This window comes from Aquirufa sp. OSTEICH-129A (assembly GCF_054558355.1).
Window position 1 is genome coordinate 37,988 of sequence record NZ_JBPXKC010000002.1, and the last position, 17,061, is coordinate 55,048.

8 protein-coding genes are annotated in these 17,061 nt (G+C 39.3%); 4 read left to right on the plus strand and 4 right to left on the minus strand.

Annotated features, from left to right (window positions below; all coding sequences use genetic code 11):
* Positions 1-26: 26 nt before the first annotated feature.
* From SKC36_RS04120 to SKC36_RS04130, 3 genes are all read left to right on the plus strand, one after another.
* Positions 27-1,871: a glycoside hydrolase family 13 protein gene (locus tag SKC36_RS04120; protein ID WP_459464800.1), complete on the plus strand. Its 1,845-nt coding sequence runs from the start codon at positions 27-29 to the stop codon at positions 1,869-1,871.
* Positions 1,871-4,657 (plus strand): alpha-amylase family glycosyl hydrolase, encoded by a 2,787-nt coding sequence (locus tag SKC36_RS04125; RefSeq protein WP_459464802.1) that lies wholly within the window; start codon positions 1,871-1,873, stop codon positions 4,655-4,657. The genes SKC36_RS04120 and SKC36_RS04125 overlap by 1 nt, the downstream gene beginning before the upstream one ends.
* Positions 4,658-4,814: 157 nt before the next feature.
* Positions 4,815-6,686, plus strand: a complete 1,872-nt coding sequence (locus tag SKC36_RS04130; protein WP_459464804.1) for an FAD-dependent oxidoreductase — start codon at positions 4,815-4,817, stop codon at positions 6,684-6,686.
* A 111-nt stretch (positions 6,687-6,797) separates the two neighbouring features.
* On the opposite strand, the gene SKC36_RS04135 is transcribed toward SKC36_RS04130, so the two are convergent.
* The 4 genes from SKC36_RS04135 to SKC36_RS04150 form a co-directional block, all read right to left on the minus strand.
* Entirely contained in the window at positions 6,798-9,266 is a 2,469-nt protein-coding gene (locus tag SKC36_RS04135; protein ID WP_459464806.1) for a hypothetical protein, read from the minus strand.
* A gap of 65 nt (positions 9,267-9,331) precedes the next feature.
* Positions 9,332-11,263, minus strand: coding sequence for an FAD-dependent oxidoreductase (locus SKC36_RS04140; RefSeq protein ID WP_459464808.1), 1,932 nt, complete (start codon positions 11,261-11,263; stop codon positions 9,332-9,334).
* A gap of 133 nt (positions 11,264-11,396) precedes the next feature.
* On the minus strand, positions 11,397-12,347 hold the full coding sequence (locus SKC36_RS04145; protein WP_459464810.1) for an L-threonylcarbamoyladenylate synthase: 951 nt from the start codon (positions 12,345-12,347) through the stop codon (positions 11,397-11,399).
* 2 nt (positions 12,348-12,349) lie between these two features.
* Positions 12,350-14,269 carry an alpha/beta hydrolase-fold protein gene (locus SKC36_RS04150; protein WP_459464812.1) on the minus strand — a complete coding sequence of 640 codons (1,920 nt, stop codon included), beginning with the start codon at positions 14,267-14,269 and terminating at the stop codon, positions 12,350-12,352.
* Positions 14,270-14,569: 300 nt separating this feature from the next.
* Here SKC36_RS04150 and SKC36_RS04155 point away from each other — a divergent pair, with 300 nt between their 5' ends.
* Positions 14,570-16,111, plus strand: a complete 1,542-nt coding sequence (locus SKC36_RS04155; RefSeq protein ID WP_459464814.1) for an arylsulfatase — start codon at positions 14,570-14,572, stop codon at positions 16,109-16,111.
* Positions 16,112-17,061 lie beyond the last annotated feature (950 nt).

Consider the following 17,061-nt stretch of genomic DNA (forward strand, 5'->3'; position numbering starts at 1 on the left):
CTTCTTATTTGAAAACGATTTAACCCATGAAAAATTTCTTATATCTACTATTACTTACACTTCATTTTACTTCGTTTTCCCAAGAGAAATCGATACAAATAGAACCAATGAATTGGTGGGTAGGAATGAAAAATCCTAATCTTCAATTGGTTTTAAGAGGAACTCAAATTAAGGGGGCTCAGGTGAAATCCTTACGACCTGGTTTTAAAGTAGTAAAAACCCATGCGGCAGATAGCGACAATTACCTGTTTGTGGATTTTCTGATAGAAAAATCAGCCAAGCCAGGTGAGTATCCGCTTCAAATCATGAAAGAGGGTAAAGTACTTGCTACTATTCCCTATTCCCTACAATCTCGTGTGGCTGGTAGCCAAAACCGAGAAAGTTTTAGTTCCAAAGATGTTATATACCTGATTACCCCAGACCGCTTTGCCAATGGAGATCAAACTAATGATACCCATCCTACCCTGCTGGAGAAGGAGGTGGACCGTTCCAAATTATTTACTCGACATGGTGGCGATATACAGGGGATTATTGACCGTTTGGACTACATCAAAAAGATGGGATATACCGCTATTTGGAATATGCCCTTACTGGAAAATGATCAACAAGTTCAAAGCTATCATGGGTATTCCATTACCAACCATTATAAAATAGATCCTCGATTTGGAAGTAATGAGAAATTCAAAGAATTATGTACCGAGGCAAATAAGCGTGGAATCAAAATCATATCTGATATCGTATTGAATCATATTGGAAGTGGACATTATTGGATGAAGGATTTACCGTACAAAGATTGGATTAATCATGGTGCTACATTTACCTCAACGAATCATCACCGTGAGGCACAACAAGACCCTCACCGTTCTTTAGCAGATACAAAAGGTTTAGTGGATGGTTGGTTTGTACCCACGATGCCTGACATGAATCAAAATAACCCATTCTTAGCCAAATATATCATTCAGAACACCATTTGGTGGATTGAGTACGCAGGCTTAGGAGGATTACGAATAGACACCTATCCCTATTCAGAAAAGAGCTTTTCGAATGCTTGGACTTTAGCTATTTCCAATGAATACCCTAAGTTTAATATGGTGGGTGAAGAATGGTCCCTAAACCCCATCATCCCATCCTATTGGCAAAAAGGTAAAATCAATCCAGATGGCTACCGTTCTGGCTTACCTAGTTTAATGGATTTCCCGCTACAGAACGCCATTTTCGAGGCATTAACAGAACCTGAATCATGGAATCAAGGCTTATTAAAACTATATTCTGTGTTATCTTATGACCTGATTTATGCCAACCCATATAACCTAGTTATCTTCTTGGATAACCATGATATGAGTCGTTTTTATACGCAAGTCAAAGAAGATGCCGATTTATATAAAATAGGCCTTTCTTTAATTAGTACCTTAAGAGGTATTCCACAGATTTATTACGGGGCAGAAATCAATTTCGCCAATCCAAAGAGTAATGAACATGGTGAAATAAGAGGAGATTTTTTAGGTGGCTGGCCGGGGGACACTCGCGATGCCGTATCGGGAAATCAACTCAATTCCAAGGAAAAGAACACGCAAGAATTTCTGGCTAAATTACTGAATTGGAGAAAAGGCAATGAGGCAGTAACCCAAGGTAAAATGTTGCATTTTGCGCCTAAAAATGGCATTTACACCTATTTTCGATATACCGAAAAATCAAAAGTCATGGTTATTGTCAATAAAAATGCACAGGAGAGTCAGGTTGATCCAGGATTGTATAAAGAAATCTTACCAGCCAATGCTCAGCTTAAGAATGTAATTAATGGACAAATTTCTAAATTAGGGAATTACATCAAGGTAGATCCTAAATCAGCCCTCATTGTGGAGGTCCTATAATGATGCCATTCAAAAAGCAATTCTTCTTTTTATTTCTTTTTTTAGTGCAGCTAAAAGCTCTTGGTCAAGTTTCGACCCAAGAGCTTTTTCCTAGTTCAGAGAGTGAAATCAACATCCTGGTAGACCTAAAAAAAGCCAAAGATGCCAGAGCTAGTGGACTATTAGGAAAAACATCTGATGTGTATTTATGGTCTGGTGCAGGATCTAGCGAAACAGGAAGTGCTTTCCAATTTCAACCCAATGGTCAAAGTAATTTCTCTCTACCCTATGAAAAGGGGAAAATGACCCCACTAGGAAACGATGTGTGGTCGATTAAACTCACTCCTAGAAGCTATTATGCGGTACCTGTGGGTACCCCCATTGTAAAATTAGGACTCCTTTTAAAAAGTGGTGACGGCAAAAGTCAAACCGAAGATTTTGTCTTAAACCTCTATACTGGTTCATTAGCCGTTAAATGGTTAAGTCCAGCTGAAAAATTCACGCTGAGTGAAGCCAACAAAACTGTCCAAATTCGGGCTCAATTTTCTGCGAAATCAAAAGCTGAATTGAAGGTAGGCTCCACGCTTATTTGGAGCCAGAGCGCTGCTGATTCCGTCAATATTAGCTATACCTTGAGTGCAGAACAGGGGAAATCGTATCAATTTGTCCTTAGTCTAGAGGCGGGAAATAGCAGTACCAAGGACTCCATTCAAGTATTAACAAAGCCCCAAGTGACCATTAAGGATCGTCCAGCCGGACTTAAAGATGGTATCACCGTGGTCAACGATCATGTTTTTTTAAGCTTATATGCTCCTTTGAAAAGTTTTGTATATGCCATCGGAGAATTTTCCAATTGGAAGGTAGATCCTAGCTATTTGATGTATCGAACAAGCGATGGAAACCGCTATTGGATGGATTTGGGTAGCATTCCTCCTAACCAAGAAATTGCCTACCAATATTACATTGATGGAAATTTAACGGTAGCCGATCCTTTAGCTGACAAGATTTTAGATCCGAATAACGATGGGTATATTTCGGCAAAGACGTACCCAAACCTAAAAAAATATCCGAGTGGTAGCAGTGGCATCGTATCGGTGTTATCCAGAGAACAAAGCGAGTATCCATGGAAAGTAAAGAACTTTGTTAGACCTGATCAACGAAATTTACATATTTATGAATTGTTAGTTCGCGATTTTATCGCGGACAAACGATATGTGACAGTAGCAGATTCCCTACCCTACCTAAAGAAATTAGGTATTAATGCCTTGGAATTAATGCCCATCATGGAGTTTACAGGAAATGATTCTTGGGGTTATAATCCCATTTTTTACTTAGCTCCTGACAAAGCCTATGGCACCAAAAATGATTTAAAATATTTAATTGACAAATGCCATGAAAATGGGATTGCCGTGATTTTAGATATGGTGTTAAATCAAGCAGACTTAGAAAATCCTTACGTCAAAATGTATTGGGATGGATCTAAACCTTCGGCCAATAGCCCCTTTTTTAATGTAACAGCCACGCATCCATTTAGCGTATTTTTTGATTTTAATCATGAGAGCCCACATACCCAATGGTTGGTCGATACGGTCTGTCAGTATTGGTTGACAGAATTCAAAATGGATGGCTTTCGATTTGATTTATCCAAAGGATTTACCCAAACCAACTCAGGTACGAATGTTGATTTATGGGGCAAATATGACGCCAGCCGAGTTAAAATATGGAAAAGAATATTTAATAAAATTCGGTCTTATGATAGCAATGCCTATGTCATATTAGAACATTTTGCGGAAAATGCAGAAGAGAAAGAATTGAGTGATGATGGAATGATGCTTTGGGCCAATTCGAAATTTGATATGGCTAAAATTTTACAGGCCTACCCTACCAATTACGATTGGATATCGTACAAGAAAAGGGGATTTGCTAAGCCACATTTAGTGAATTATATCGAAAGCCATGATGAAGAGCGTTTGATGGTTGAAATGGCCAGTACTGCCGCTAGGAAGGTATTCACAAACAGTGAAAAACTGGAACGAATGAAAATGGCTGCTGCTTTGTTTTATACCATTCCAGGCCCTAAAATGATCTGGCAATTTGGCGAATTGGCTTATGATGTGTCTATCAATACCAATGGCCGAACAGGAGCAAAACCCCTTCTTTGGAATTATTTACAAGATACTGAGCGGGTGAAATTATTGGGTGTATACCAACAATTTGGGAATTTAAAGTTGACTAAACCCATTTTCCAAACAACAGATTTCACCTTAGATGTAGCCAATGAAGTCAAGCAAATCCAGTTGAGCCAAGGAAACTCTCAAGTCGCCCTGGTAGCAAATTCGGGTCCCGATACCCAAACAGTCTTATTTACTTTTCCCGTGACAGGTAAGTGGTATGATTACTTCAGTGGTAAATCATTTGACGTCACCAATAAAACACTACCCATTAAATTAGCCAGTGGGGAGTTTCACCTATTTGTGAACGAGGCTTGGAATAATAAAAATCTACAACTAGTTCCGTGGGATGTTCCAAGTTTTCAAATTTTAGCCATAGAAAAGGAAAAGACGAAGTCATTACACCTATACCCAAATCCAACTCAAGACAGGGTTCACTTAACATGGGAGGCTGGGGCAGCCTCGGAAGTTGAACTGAAAATCATGGATAATTTAGGCAGATTAATCCTGAGCAAGACCATCCAACAAATACCCAATAGCGAAAACGTGTATGAATTCTCCAAAATGAATGTATTGATTACGGGCATTTACTTGATTCAACTTGGAAATTCTATGGCCAAGTTAATCGTTGAATAAGGAGGATTAGGGATACTGAACTAACAACTGAGCCGGTACCATAGTAAATGTTGGCTACTTATTTTTATATTTCAGGATAAATTATTTAAACTTATCATACCCTGCCCAGGGACAAAGCCATAAGGCAAGAAAACTGAGGCAGCTGTCATGTTGAAATATGAGATTAAAAATAGGGCTATCATTTTTACTTCTTTCGATAATAACCCAAAGCTTTTCCCAAGGTAAAAACCAATTCATCACCACCGATGTCTTGGTGGTAGGTGGTACTGCCAGTGGAATATGCGCCGGCATTCAATCTGCTCGCTTGGGTGTCACAACTTTAGTGGTGGAAAATACGAGCTGGTTAGGCGGTATGTTAACTTCTGCTGGGGTCTCAGCTTTTGACGGGAACCAACATTTACCTTCTGGACTATTTGGGGAATTTAGACAAAAAATCTATGAGCACTATGGAGGGACTAAGGCCGTATCCACTGGTTGGGTAAGTAATGTGCTGTTTGAACCCCATGTAGGAGATGCTATTTTCAAACAAATGGCAAATAAGGAAAGGCATTTAAGCATTCTGTATCACTACGAATTTAAAGAAGTTCTGAAAAAAGGAAACAAGATTATAGGCGCTCTATTCTACCATAAAAAAAATCATGGTTTATTACGTGTACAGGCAAAGCGGGTCATTGATGCCACAGAACTTGGAGATGTACTATACTCAGCCAAGCTACCTTATGATGTGGGAATGGAATCCAATGACAAGACGGGAGAACAAGTCAATTTTTCAGGCCAAAGCGATATCATCCAAGATCTCACCTATGTTGGTATTCTAAAAGATTATGGAAAACCTCAAAAACTTATTCCAAGACCAATCCATTATGACTCAACGGAATTTGATGGTAGTAATACCGATTTTTACCATGATTTAAGTAGAAAAAAGCCCAGTGTCAATGCAAAGAAAATGCTCGATTACGGGAAATTGCCCAATAATAAATACATGTTGAATTGGCCTATTTATGGAAATGACATTTACCTTCAAATCATTGATAAATCTCCAGAAGAACGAGCTAAGATGATAGAACAAGCCAAACAACAAACCTTGCGGTTTATTTATTTCATCCAAAAGGACCTAGGCTTTACTCATCTATCTCTAGCAGATGATGAATTCCCAACAGATGATAAGTTGGCTTTATATCCTTATTACCGCGAATCTAGGAGAGTACATGGGATGGTAAGAATGTTGGTTCAACACATCTCCAAGCCTTTCGATACACCTCAACCTTTATATACGACTGGAATTGCCGTGGGAGATTATCCCGTGGACCATCACCATAAAAAGAATTTAGCGGCTCCACAGCACCTGGAATTTTTCCCTGTCCCTTCATTTAATATTCCTCTGGGGACTTTGATACCCAAAAACAACGACCAAGTCATCATTGCGGAAAAATCCATCAGTGTGTCCAATATAGTCAATGGAACCACTCGCTTACAACCTTGCGTCATGCAAATAGGACAAGCGGCAGGCGTTTTAGCTGCTTTAAGCATACAGCAAGGAATAGCGCCTAAAGACATATCCATACGGAAATTGCAACAAACACTCCTTGATGCCCAAGCCTATATCATGCCTTACAAAGACGTGAGCCTTCAAGAAAAGTATTTTAAATCGGTTCAAAAAATCGGGGCGATAGGATTAATTAGAGGAACTGGCGTATCAGAAGGTTGGAGTAATGCTACCTATTTTAAACCAAATGAACCCGTAGATTTGGCTATCTTTTTACAAAAATGGACAGAAAAATTTGCCAACCCGATATCGGAAAAAAATCCACACATGAAAGTGGAAGATGCCTTGAAATTAGCAAGCCTCCTTAAAAATGTTAGCCATCAAAAAATGATGGACGACTTTCAGAGCAATTGGAAAAGAAAAGGACTGGCTAATTTCGAATTGAATCGACCAATTTTGAGGTATGAATTAGCCGAAATTTTAGACTGCTACGATGTCTTTCAACGATTTGAAGTGGACCTGTATGGCTTTACCAAAAAATGATGGAAGGTTTGACAAAGCGATTATTAATTGCTTTTTATGCCAAAGCACCTTTACTGCCATCACTTTCAAATAAGTTGCCACTTAGCTCATGTTGAAATACCCCGAATGAATTTACTTATAGGTCAACCATGAGGTAGCTACACAATCCTTATTGGCACTAAATCGAATCCACCGAGCTTGAAAATCAGGGGAGAAGGTATAGGTAAAGGTTTCCTTGGGTTTCAGCGCCACTTCTTTAAAAAGTAGCCAAGGTCCATGGCCAATTGGTTCTATTTCAATTTTAAAGTGTACTGTCTCATTGGATTCATGTGAAATCACCAATTCTTTCTTATCATAAAAACCAATCAGGTATGGATCTGAGACAATATTGGCCTTGACAGATGTATTTTTCCATGGTCCTCCTTGACCGCTAGGCTTACCTAATTTCCAAAGATCATCTATCGTTCCAGCCCACACTCTAGCCTTACCATCCTTCGAAGTGATGATATGTTCATTCCCTTCAGTTTGTTTATCAATTCCAGTCATCACTAACAAGCCACGGTAGGACGTATAATCATGTATCGAAAAGGAATGAGAAGCCACAGGTCTGATTTTGGCATATCCATCTGCATTTTCTGCTGGGAGTTCATAAAATGTACCATGGGCATTCATTAAGTCACGCTCCGTAGCTACTTCCCTGCAAATACGCATCGAAGCAGCATGAGTTTTAGCCGTAAAGGCCTCTTGGCCCTTGGGCAAACGCCATCTTCTACCTGCATCATCAATTACTAACACAGAGGCCTCATCGACAGTAATGGCATCCTTTGAAATAACGAATTTAGATCGAATGAAATCAGCTGTTTTAAGGTCTTCTTTTCTGCTTAAATTCATGGCACTATCCAATTCATAATAACCTGATTCACTGAAGTTCCCATTGGAAAAATCACCAGCTAAAAGACCTAATTTTCGGCGTTTATCCCCTAGGGAATACAATAGTCCACCCTGGTAATCCGGTTTACCAACAGGACTCAGTCCTTTGAAAATTGGCTTAGTTCCTGCCACCCAACGAGTAGCATCGGTATAATTGAAATTAACTGTTGCTGTGGTGTTTTTATTGGTTTTTACCCGAATCCATTCACCTTTTTCTGTGGGTAGAAATGAAATATGGCTTGACATACCTGCTTTCACCAGAACTGAACGGAAAGTTTTCCAATTTCCTTTCCCGTTTACATCCAACTCAAAACTAAAGGTTACATCTTCCTGACCTGCATTTTGGATCCATGCCATGCGTTTTTCCCAACCAGCAAATAGGAAAGGCTCCGAGCTGACATTGGCCTCTATTTTTTCAGAAAGCCAAACTGCACCCTGTGCTGTATTGGGACCTAATTGGTCGGGCATTTGCACCGAAGTGAACCATAAATTTGAATTAGATTCGCCGGGACCTTCTATATTTCCCTTGGCTTTTCTTTTGTTTAAAAATTCTTTTTGAGCCGAATCATCGCATCCAAAAACCAGGACATCCTGCCAACGGGTAAAATCACCGATGACCTTTAAATAAGCTGATCGGGGACGAAGTCCTGCCGTATTCAGAGAGCTGAATGTGGATGGGAAATGCCAAAACATCCCATGCATTGTCATCAAATAATCTGGCTTTTCTGGAGTACCCACATCCCGAATTCTAGGCCATTCTGTATTCCAACCATGTGCTCCATCATAACTATGGCTAGCTTTGGGAAGTCTAAAAAATGTCCAAGTTGAATGATCTCTGACACCCAATATGACCGATTTATGGTCCCAGCCTGTTACCCAAATAGGGTCTGTTTCTGGGTGCTTATTACCATGAATTCCGCCAGGGCCTGTAACTTCAACAAATTGATTTCGACGGATAATCTTCCAATCTCGACCGTTCCATTCAGCTAATACGCCAGATTCTATATCAAATTGTTTTAAGGCTTTTTCACCAGACTCTCCGTTATTGGAATAAACCATGACACCTTGACCAGAATAAAGTCCTTTTCCATGGGCGCCAGGCAATAACGAACTACTCGAGTTATTCGCAGTGTTCGATTTTTTGACTTTCAAGTTGCCATCCTCATAGTGCATTTGAGTACTCAGATTTTTAACATCCAATTCATAAAACCCTTCCTCCATAGTACCCAAAAGCAATTTATTTTGAGGGTCTACCAGCGACCGGGCTAAGCCCGTATACCTTCCAGGTGCTTGGGTATAAGGAATGGTTCGTACACCACCTTGGGCATTGATGGCATATGGGCCTATGAATAATTGATTGCTTTCCCGGTGAATCATCCGATTAGCCGGGGTTCCCCCAATACTCTCAGGTCTTATTTTCCGATGAAGTTGGGGACTGATTTCATATAATTTATCCGTTGAACCAAAAGGTAAATGCGGCCCATAAGTTACCACCCAAAGACGACCTGCCCAAGGCACCACTGCACCAGTACCGCATTCGCCTTCACCATTGTAATAAGCCAAATGCGGGTAAATTCCACTGAATTGACGGTAATCTGATTTAATTTGAGCAGTAAGATCACAGCATAAAAAGACCCAACATGTGATCAAAGCTGAATTAACTATTTTCATTGGGGTTGTAATTATTTCTTATGGACAAGCCTCTTGAACCTGGTTTATTGGAATATGCTAGCCTGTTAAGCTCGCTCGGTTCCTGGTTTTCTCATTAAATCATGTAATTGACTTAAATAATGGGTATACACACCCCTTGGGTCAGTCGATTTTTTTATGCAAATGGAGGCTGCCTTTCCAACAATTTCACCCATCATACCACAGGTTTTCATAACACGTACAGGACCAAGGCCAGATTTTGATACACTGATACAGCGACCAGCCATGAATAGATTTTTGATGTTTCTACTGTATAGAGTTCGATACGGAGCCCAGTAAACTTCTCCATATTGGTATTCTACTCCGCGGGTATAATCAGCCACAAATTCATTGTTTTCAAAACCGGATTGAAATTCCTTTTTAGGAGAATGCAAATCCACATGCCAAGAGCAAGGGAAAGCGGGATCTTCAAATTTTCTTTGTTTTTTGAAGTCCTCGGCATCTAAAATTATATCTCCCATCAATCGCCTAGACTCTCTTTTTCCAGCGATAAAAGCCGACCAACCCAGTCGGTGTTTGGGATACATTTTATCCACATTTTTGATCACATCCCAGGCACCGTACATGGCTCTAAAATTATGATCACGTATCAATTCGATTTGATTTACCTGATCTTTATTGAAGCCACTCTCCCAATACCACATATTGGCAAAAGACTGCAATCCTTCCTTACCGAAAGTCTTCACTCCTTTTCTACCTGGAAATGGTTTGTCGGATAAATCAAGTGCCCAAGGGCAACGAGGAAATGGTTGATTATAATCTCCTACATCACATTTTAGCGCTAGAGCACTTTTATCTTTACATTCACAAGCCAGTACTTCCTCCTTGTTGGTGGCATCTAATACATTGAATAAATTAGTGCTTCCCATCAAGTTTTCCACCTTGTACTCATAGTCCGCACCTGCCTTAAAACCGATGGAGGCATCACCCGTACAATCGGCAAATAGCTTACCTGTCAAACGATATTGTCGAGATGTAAGCGTACTTTGAATAAGCAATGATCGAATAGCATCAGCCTCTGTTTCTACTTTAATAACCCGATGATTCAGCAATAAAGTTATGTTAGGCTCTGATTTGACAACCTTCAGTTTACGAGCGTCATCATAATAATTGGCTGCCACCCCATTAAAAACTTGTCCATTCCCTTTGACAATAGGAGGTAAAATTTCATTAACGATATCACCTACATGAGGGAATAAATCTTTGTTGGTATGCCCCTCTGGCCAAACCCGCACTTCTGAACTTCCATTGCCACCCAGGACAGGTCTATCTTGCACCAAAGCCACCTTTACTCCATTTCTAGCCGCTGCAATGGCCGCACAGGTTCCAGCCAATCCTCCTCCAGATACGATTAAATCAAATTGACCCCCATCTTCTGGATTTTCAGGTAAACCCAATAATTGGCGACGAAATTTCGTCAAAGCCTCTACGTCATTACTTGGTTTAAACTGAGAATCTTTACAAAACAAAATGGCCTCACAGCGGCCTTCAAAACCTGTTAAATCATGCAAGGCAAGATTGGCTTTGGTTCCCACATTCACGATTCCTCCATCATGCCAATGCCAAGTGGCACTTTTCGTACCAAAAGTTTCTTTGAGCGCCTTTCCGTTAATCTTTAATTGGAACTTTCCGGGAGCTCCGGGTGCATTCCATGGCGCAACCCAGTCCCTAGTTCTAACCCAAACCCGGTACCTACCCGCACTTGGAAATGTAATATCCGTAGTAGCATCTTGAACTGGAATTCCAAGGCCATGAGCTAATAAATAGGGGGATCCCATTTGCTCCATGGATTGCTGATCTAATTCCCAGCCACCATGATGAGCAAATTGCTCTGCCTCCACAAATACAAATTCTTGAGAAACAGATTTAGATTTATTGGGGGCAGCTAATGACCAATGACTAGCCAATAAGGCAAGGCTTGTATTGCCCATATAGCCCATAAACTCTCTCCTTTTCATATTTTCAAATTCAATAAAACCGATGCTAAATGATTTAAAGTAAAATTATTTCAAAATATACTTGGAAAGATGATATAATAAAAGAGGTCTAGGCACTTATCTTAGTTTTTAGCAGGTGGACAGCAGGGTATTTTCATTTTGCTCCGGCACGTTCAAAACGGTCATTGATGGTCCTACCAAGTCCATGATTGGGCAATCTTTCCACGATGATCAAATCAACCCCTTCTTTTTCCAATTGATGTAAACTATCATACATATTGGCCGCTGCTTCTTTAAATGTTCCTGAAGGAGCAAGTACTTTATTGACACTCACTTTGGGGCTATCAATTTTCACTTGATTAAACCAGAGCATTCCTACCTTTTTATGTTGAACAGCGCTCAGCACAAATAATGGTTCGTAACTGATGATTAAATCACATAAAGGGGAATAATGTTTCTTACTTCTACCGGGTGATATGTGCGTGGAATCAAAGGCCGTACGATCCGAAATCCTTCCTACAACCGCTTCAATCTCCTCAATGGAAATTGCACCATGTCTTAACAAGAGCACATTATCCCCTTCAAAAGATAGTATGGTAGATTCTACTCCAGCAGTACAATGACCTCCTTCCAATATGGCCATTTGTGGAAAATAATTCTCCACATGTGACGAGCGAGTTGGACTTATACGATTATAAGGATTGGCACTTGGGGCAGCTATTGGAAAATCAAGCATATTCAAAAGCTCCAAGGCTTTTTCATGGTTTGGTATCCTTATTGCTACGGTGGGTTGATTTGAACTTACTTTATCAGAAACTAGCTTATTTTTGGGCAAAATAAGTGTCAAAGGTCCTGGCCAAAAACGACTTGCTAAGAGCTCCGCTTTTTTAGGAAAATCCAACACCAGGCTCTTGGCTAGTTCGATGGACTTCACATGAACAATTAATGGATTCGAATTGGGTCTTTTTTTAGTCGAAAAAATTTTATCGATAGCTTGTTCATCAAAAATGTTGGCGGCTATTCCGTACACGGTTTCAGTGGGAATTCCTACGACCTCTCCTTGCTCTAGCTGCTGTTTAATTAATGTTAAATCTGTTGTAATCATTCCTATTTAAATAACAATTGCGCAAAGTTAAACAGATTATTTCTCCAAACCGGCCATGTATGCCCACCAGGATATTCGCTATAGCTATATTTTATTTTTAGTTCGTCAAAATGCCCCATCATTAACTGGCAGTTTTTAAAGGCAATATCTTCCTTTCCGCCCATTGAAATCCAAAATTGTTTTAGATTATTATTGACCAAAAGCGCATTGTTTTTTAAAAACTCATATTGATTATTCGCTAATTCGTTTTGCGTAGGATTAATCCATCCTGAGCTGAAAACGCCCAGATATGAAAACTTATCGGTATGCTTTATGCCCGAATACAAGGTATGAATGCCCCCCATGGATAAACCAGCCAATGCCCGATGAGAGGATGCAGTATTTATTCGATAATTTTTCTCAACAAAGGGAATGATGGCATGCTGTAATTCCAATTCAAATTTTTTCAATCCTGACTCATCCATGGCATTGGCTCCCACATTGGCGTCAGGCATTACCACCAACATAGGTTTTGCTTGTTGGGACGCTATTAAATTATCCAAAATCAAATCTGTTTTACCTTGCATACTCCAGCCTGATTCATCTTCACCGCCTCCATGAAGTAAGTACAATACAGGATATGTCTCCTGCAGGTTGACATCATATCCCGGAGGGGTATAAATGTACATTTGCCTCCAAGAATTAGTCACTTTAGAAAAATATTTTTTTATGCGGATTTCCCCATGTGGGACATCTCTCAGGGCATAATAAGCTCCTCCCGAGAAAGGAATTTCTATGCCACTGGCCATTCGACCCATGCCATAAAAGGTTTTGCTTCCTGGATCGGAAATGGATAAGCCGTCCATGATGAGTGAATAATAATGAAAACCCGGGCCAATCGAATCGGTGGTCGCTGTCCAGAAACCTTCATCGTCTTTCAGCATGTCATATTTCTTTCCCAAATTCACTTGAAGTTTTTTAGCTTCCGGGACTTTAACTTTAAAAATCACTTGATGATTTGGAAGTATTTGAGGGTAATTCGCATTGCGGACATTACTTGTAGCGGTAGCACCTACTACAGGATATTTGGAAAAAGAGGTTTCATCCACTGGTTTAAAAAGTAGTTGGGAAAACATAAATAAGCCATTCTTCCAAACCTTAAAATCATGGACTCCTGGCTCAATGAAGTAAATATGAGGTAGGGATTTTTTATTCAAATAATCATGTAAACGATAAGTAAATGAAATCAATCCATCGTTTGCCCCGCAGGAAAGAAACAAAAGTTTAACCTTATTTTTGAAATCAGCAGGATTCGGAACTAATACCTCCGGGCTTTTGGTATTTGGGGCAGAAGAAAAACCTCCGATCCAGGAAAATCGATCTAAATTTCCCAACCCAAAATTCAAAGATTGCCCCCCGCCCATCGATAAACCAGCAATAGCCCGGTGCTCTCTATCCTTTAAAACGGAATAGGATTTTTCAATAAATGGGATCAAATCATTCAGTAAATCTTGTTCAAAATGAGCAAATGCTTGGACTTTATCTGGCGCCATGATATTCCCCACAGCTCGATCGTCCTTCATGGCTCTTCCATTCGGCATTACCACAATCATGGGCTCAATTTTACCCTCAGCGTATAAATTATCCAAAATATGCTGTGGGCTAGCCCCATTTAACCATTCTTTTTCATCTCCTCCTATGCCATGCAATAAATACAAAACTGGGTATTTCTTATTTTTTACATAACCCGGTGGAGTGTAGATGATGGCCTTCCTAGGATTACCAACTGTTTTAGAAGGATATGAAATAGAATCCAATTTCCCATGGGGGATATTTTCACGAAAAACATCAAATCCGGCATGGGCGGGCTTGATTATCTCCTGTGCATGGGCAGAGAAAGCCAAAAGCAAAAAGCTCAAAAAAGATATGAATGTTTTTTTCATGATCGTACAAGGAAAAAATTAACGATGGGTATTTTTAATATGCCATCTGTAAATATATCCATTTTCTGAAATTCAAAGTGACAAATAAATTGGATTATAATCGATTTGAAATTCGTTTAAAGGAAGGACCCATTCCTAACAAAGTATGAATAAGGTAATGCCAAACTTCGACCAAAAAATATTATATCATAGTTGATTCAAAGAATGATTTTAAGGAAAGAATCAAAAGGTCAGTTAATTCCAAGACTTTCATAGATCCATAATTTCTATTTAAATTTCAGCCTTGAACCTAAAAAACCTATGAAAAAATATTACCTAAATTTCCTCTTAATCTTTGGGTTTCAGTTCCTTCTAATCGCTCAAAAATCGCGCCCTAATGTCATCATTATTTTGGTCGATGACATGGGATACAGTGATATTGGAATCTTTGGGTCGGAAATCAAAACACCCAACATTGATTTACTAGGAAAAAAAGGGGCTGTTTTTACGCATTTTTACAATGCAGGTAGATGCTGCCCGAGTAGAGCTTCCTTACTGACTGGCATGTATCCACATCAAGCTGGTATGGGTGGTATGGTGATTACGGGTGATTATGATCGAAATAAAACAGGGTCATATCAAGGATTTTTGAATGTCAATACACCCACTATAGCCGAAGAATTAAAAAAGAATGGATATGCCACTTACATGGCTGGGAAATGGCATGTTGGGGAGAAAAAACCTGACTGGCCTAATCAACGAGGTTTTGATCATTTTTATGGTTTAATTTCTGGAGCCAATAGTTATTACGAATTATTACCCAAACGCCAGCTTATTGAAGACAATGAGGCTTTTGCTCCACAAGGCAATTACTATTTTACCGATGCTATTTCAGACAAATCAGTATCCTACCTTCAAAAAAACAAGTCTACTGGAAAACCCTTCTTTCTTTACGTTGCCTATACCGCGCCACACTGGCCCATTCATGCCCCTCAAGACTTGATAGATTCGTATAAATCGCTCTATACCCGTGGATGGGAAGCTCTACGTCAACAACGTTTTGAGAAACAAAAAAAACTTGGGCTCAACTTTAGCCAAGGAGAATTACCCGCCTCTGACCCGACTCTGGTATCCTTTGAGAAGGAAGCCGATAAAAATAGTTGGATAGAAAAAATGGCGACCTATGCTGCCATGGTCGATAAAATGGATCAAGGAATTGGTAAAATTATTCAGGAGTTAAAAGCTAGCGGCACTTTTGACAATACCCTTATCTTTTTCTTATCAGATAATGGTGCTTGTCATGAAACATTGGATGATCGCTCATCTAAAGACCTTGGCACAGCAAAATACAATGCCTCATTGACAGCAAAAATTGGTGCACCCGGTAGTTATACCACCTACGGAAAAGAATGGGCTTATGCAAGTAATACTCCTTTTCGCATGTATAAACATTGGATGCACGAAGGTGGAATAGCTACTCCTCTCCTAGTTTCTTACCCCAAGGAAATTAAAAAAAGCCTCCAAACCGACCAAGTAGGCCATATCATGGATATTTTTCCTACCATCATGGATATTACCAAAACCAAAACCTCCCTAAACGTAGAGGGGAAAAGTTTAGCCCCCATTTTTAGACATCAGAAACGAGATGCTCAACCCTACCTAGCATGGGAACATTTTGGAAATAGGGCCATTAGAGAAGGTGATTGGAAGTTAGTTTGGGACAATGAAATTAAAGAATGGGAATTGTATAATATCCGTAAAGATCGAATAGAAACGAAGAATTTGGCTAAGTCAAATCCAGAAAAATACCAACACCTCCTAAGCAAATATGCGGAATGGGCTAGTAAAATGCAGGTGAAATAACCTGTAAATCATAGTTGTTTTGATATTGGATTCTCACATATTGATTCAATTTCTTATAGAATTAACATAATGCCCAAGCATGTTAATAGCCTAAAAATAATGCTAAGTGGCCTCGAAAATTTATGTAAAATTCAAATGGCCAAGTAGGAAAATCTCAAAAAATTCATAAGAAAATCGCGTTGATTGAAATAATACGCCTAAACCATCCTGTTTTCAATCCGAATCTTCAAACTAAAGTATAAAAAATTTGATATACCTACTTATTTATATACTATTGTGAACTTTAAATTAATTGCCTCAACATGAACAACTTACGATGATTTAGCATTTTAAAAACCTTCGCAACATGGGACTCAAACTGAAACTTGAAAAATCACTCTATCAAAAGAGTTACCTCTACTTCATTGTATTTTTTATGTTTATGATCTGGGGCTTTTGGTTCACCTATTTTTCTAAAATGGGTGAGCAGGCGAATTACCGTTTACACTTCCATGGAATAACCTTAATTTTATGGTGTTTGATGCTGATTATTCAACCATGGCTAATACGATTAAAAAAAGTTAACCTTCATAAAAAAATTGGCCTAATTTCTTACATTCTCGTACCTCTACTCCTGTATTCTACTATCGATCTATTAAAATTCCGATTATTAGGAATAAAGCAAGTAAGTCCCTATATAAACTTTGCCATAGCACTTATACTTAATGCCCTTCTTGTTTTTGTTATAATATATGGACTAGCTATTTATCATAAAAATAAAGGAACCATTCATGCCAGGTACATGCTTTGTACGGTTTTCCCAATGATCCCACCCGTAACTGACCGCATTATAGGTAATCATTTACCATCCTTACTAAAATACCTTCCTACCTTGGAGGGATATCCATTAGTACCGATTTATAGCTTTGCAATAGTCGATATTTTACTGCTATTAGTATGTATTTGGGACT

Bases quoted from the DNA above. Each gene is read 5' to 3' on its own strand.
- SKC36_RS04120 (WP_459464800.1), top strand. From the start codon at position 27: ATGAAAAATTTCTTATATCTACTATTACTTACACTTCATTTTACTTCG.
- SKC36_RS04125 (WP_459464802.1), top strand. From the start codon at position 1,871: ATGATGCCATTCAAAAAGCAATTCTTCTTTTTATTTCTTTTTTTAGTG.
- SKC36_RS04130 (WP_459464804.1), top strand. From the start codon at position 4,815: ATGAGATTAAAAATAGGGCTATCATTTTTACTTCTTTCGATAATAACC.
- SKC36_RS04135 (WP_459464806.1), bottom strand. From the start codon at position 9,266: ATGAAAATAGTTAATTCAGCTTTGATCACATGTTGGGTCTTTTTATGC.
- SKC36_RS04140 (WP_459464808.1), bottom strand. From the start codon at position 11,263: ATGAAAAGGAGAGAGTTTATGGGCTATATGGGCAATACAAGCCTTGCC.
- SKC36_RS04145 (WP_459464810.1), bottom strand. From the start codon at position 12,347: ATGATTACAACAGATTTAACATTAATTAAACAGCAGCTAGAGCAAGGA.
- SKC36_RS04150 (WP_459464812.1), bottom strand. From the start codon at position 14,269: ATGAAAAAAACATTCATATCTTTTTTGAGCTTTTTGCTTTTGGCTTTC.
- SKC36_RS04155 (WP_459464814.1), top strand. From the start codon at position 14,570: ATGAAAAAATATTACCTAAATTTCCTCTTAATCTTTGGGTTTCAGTTC.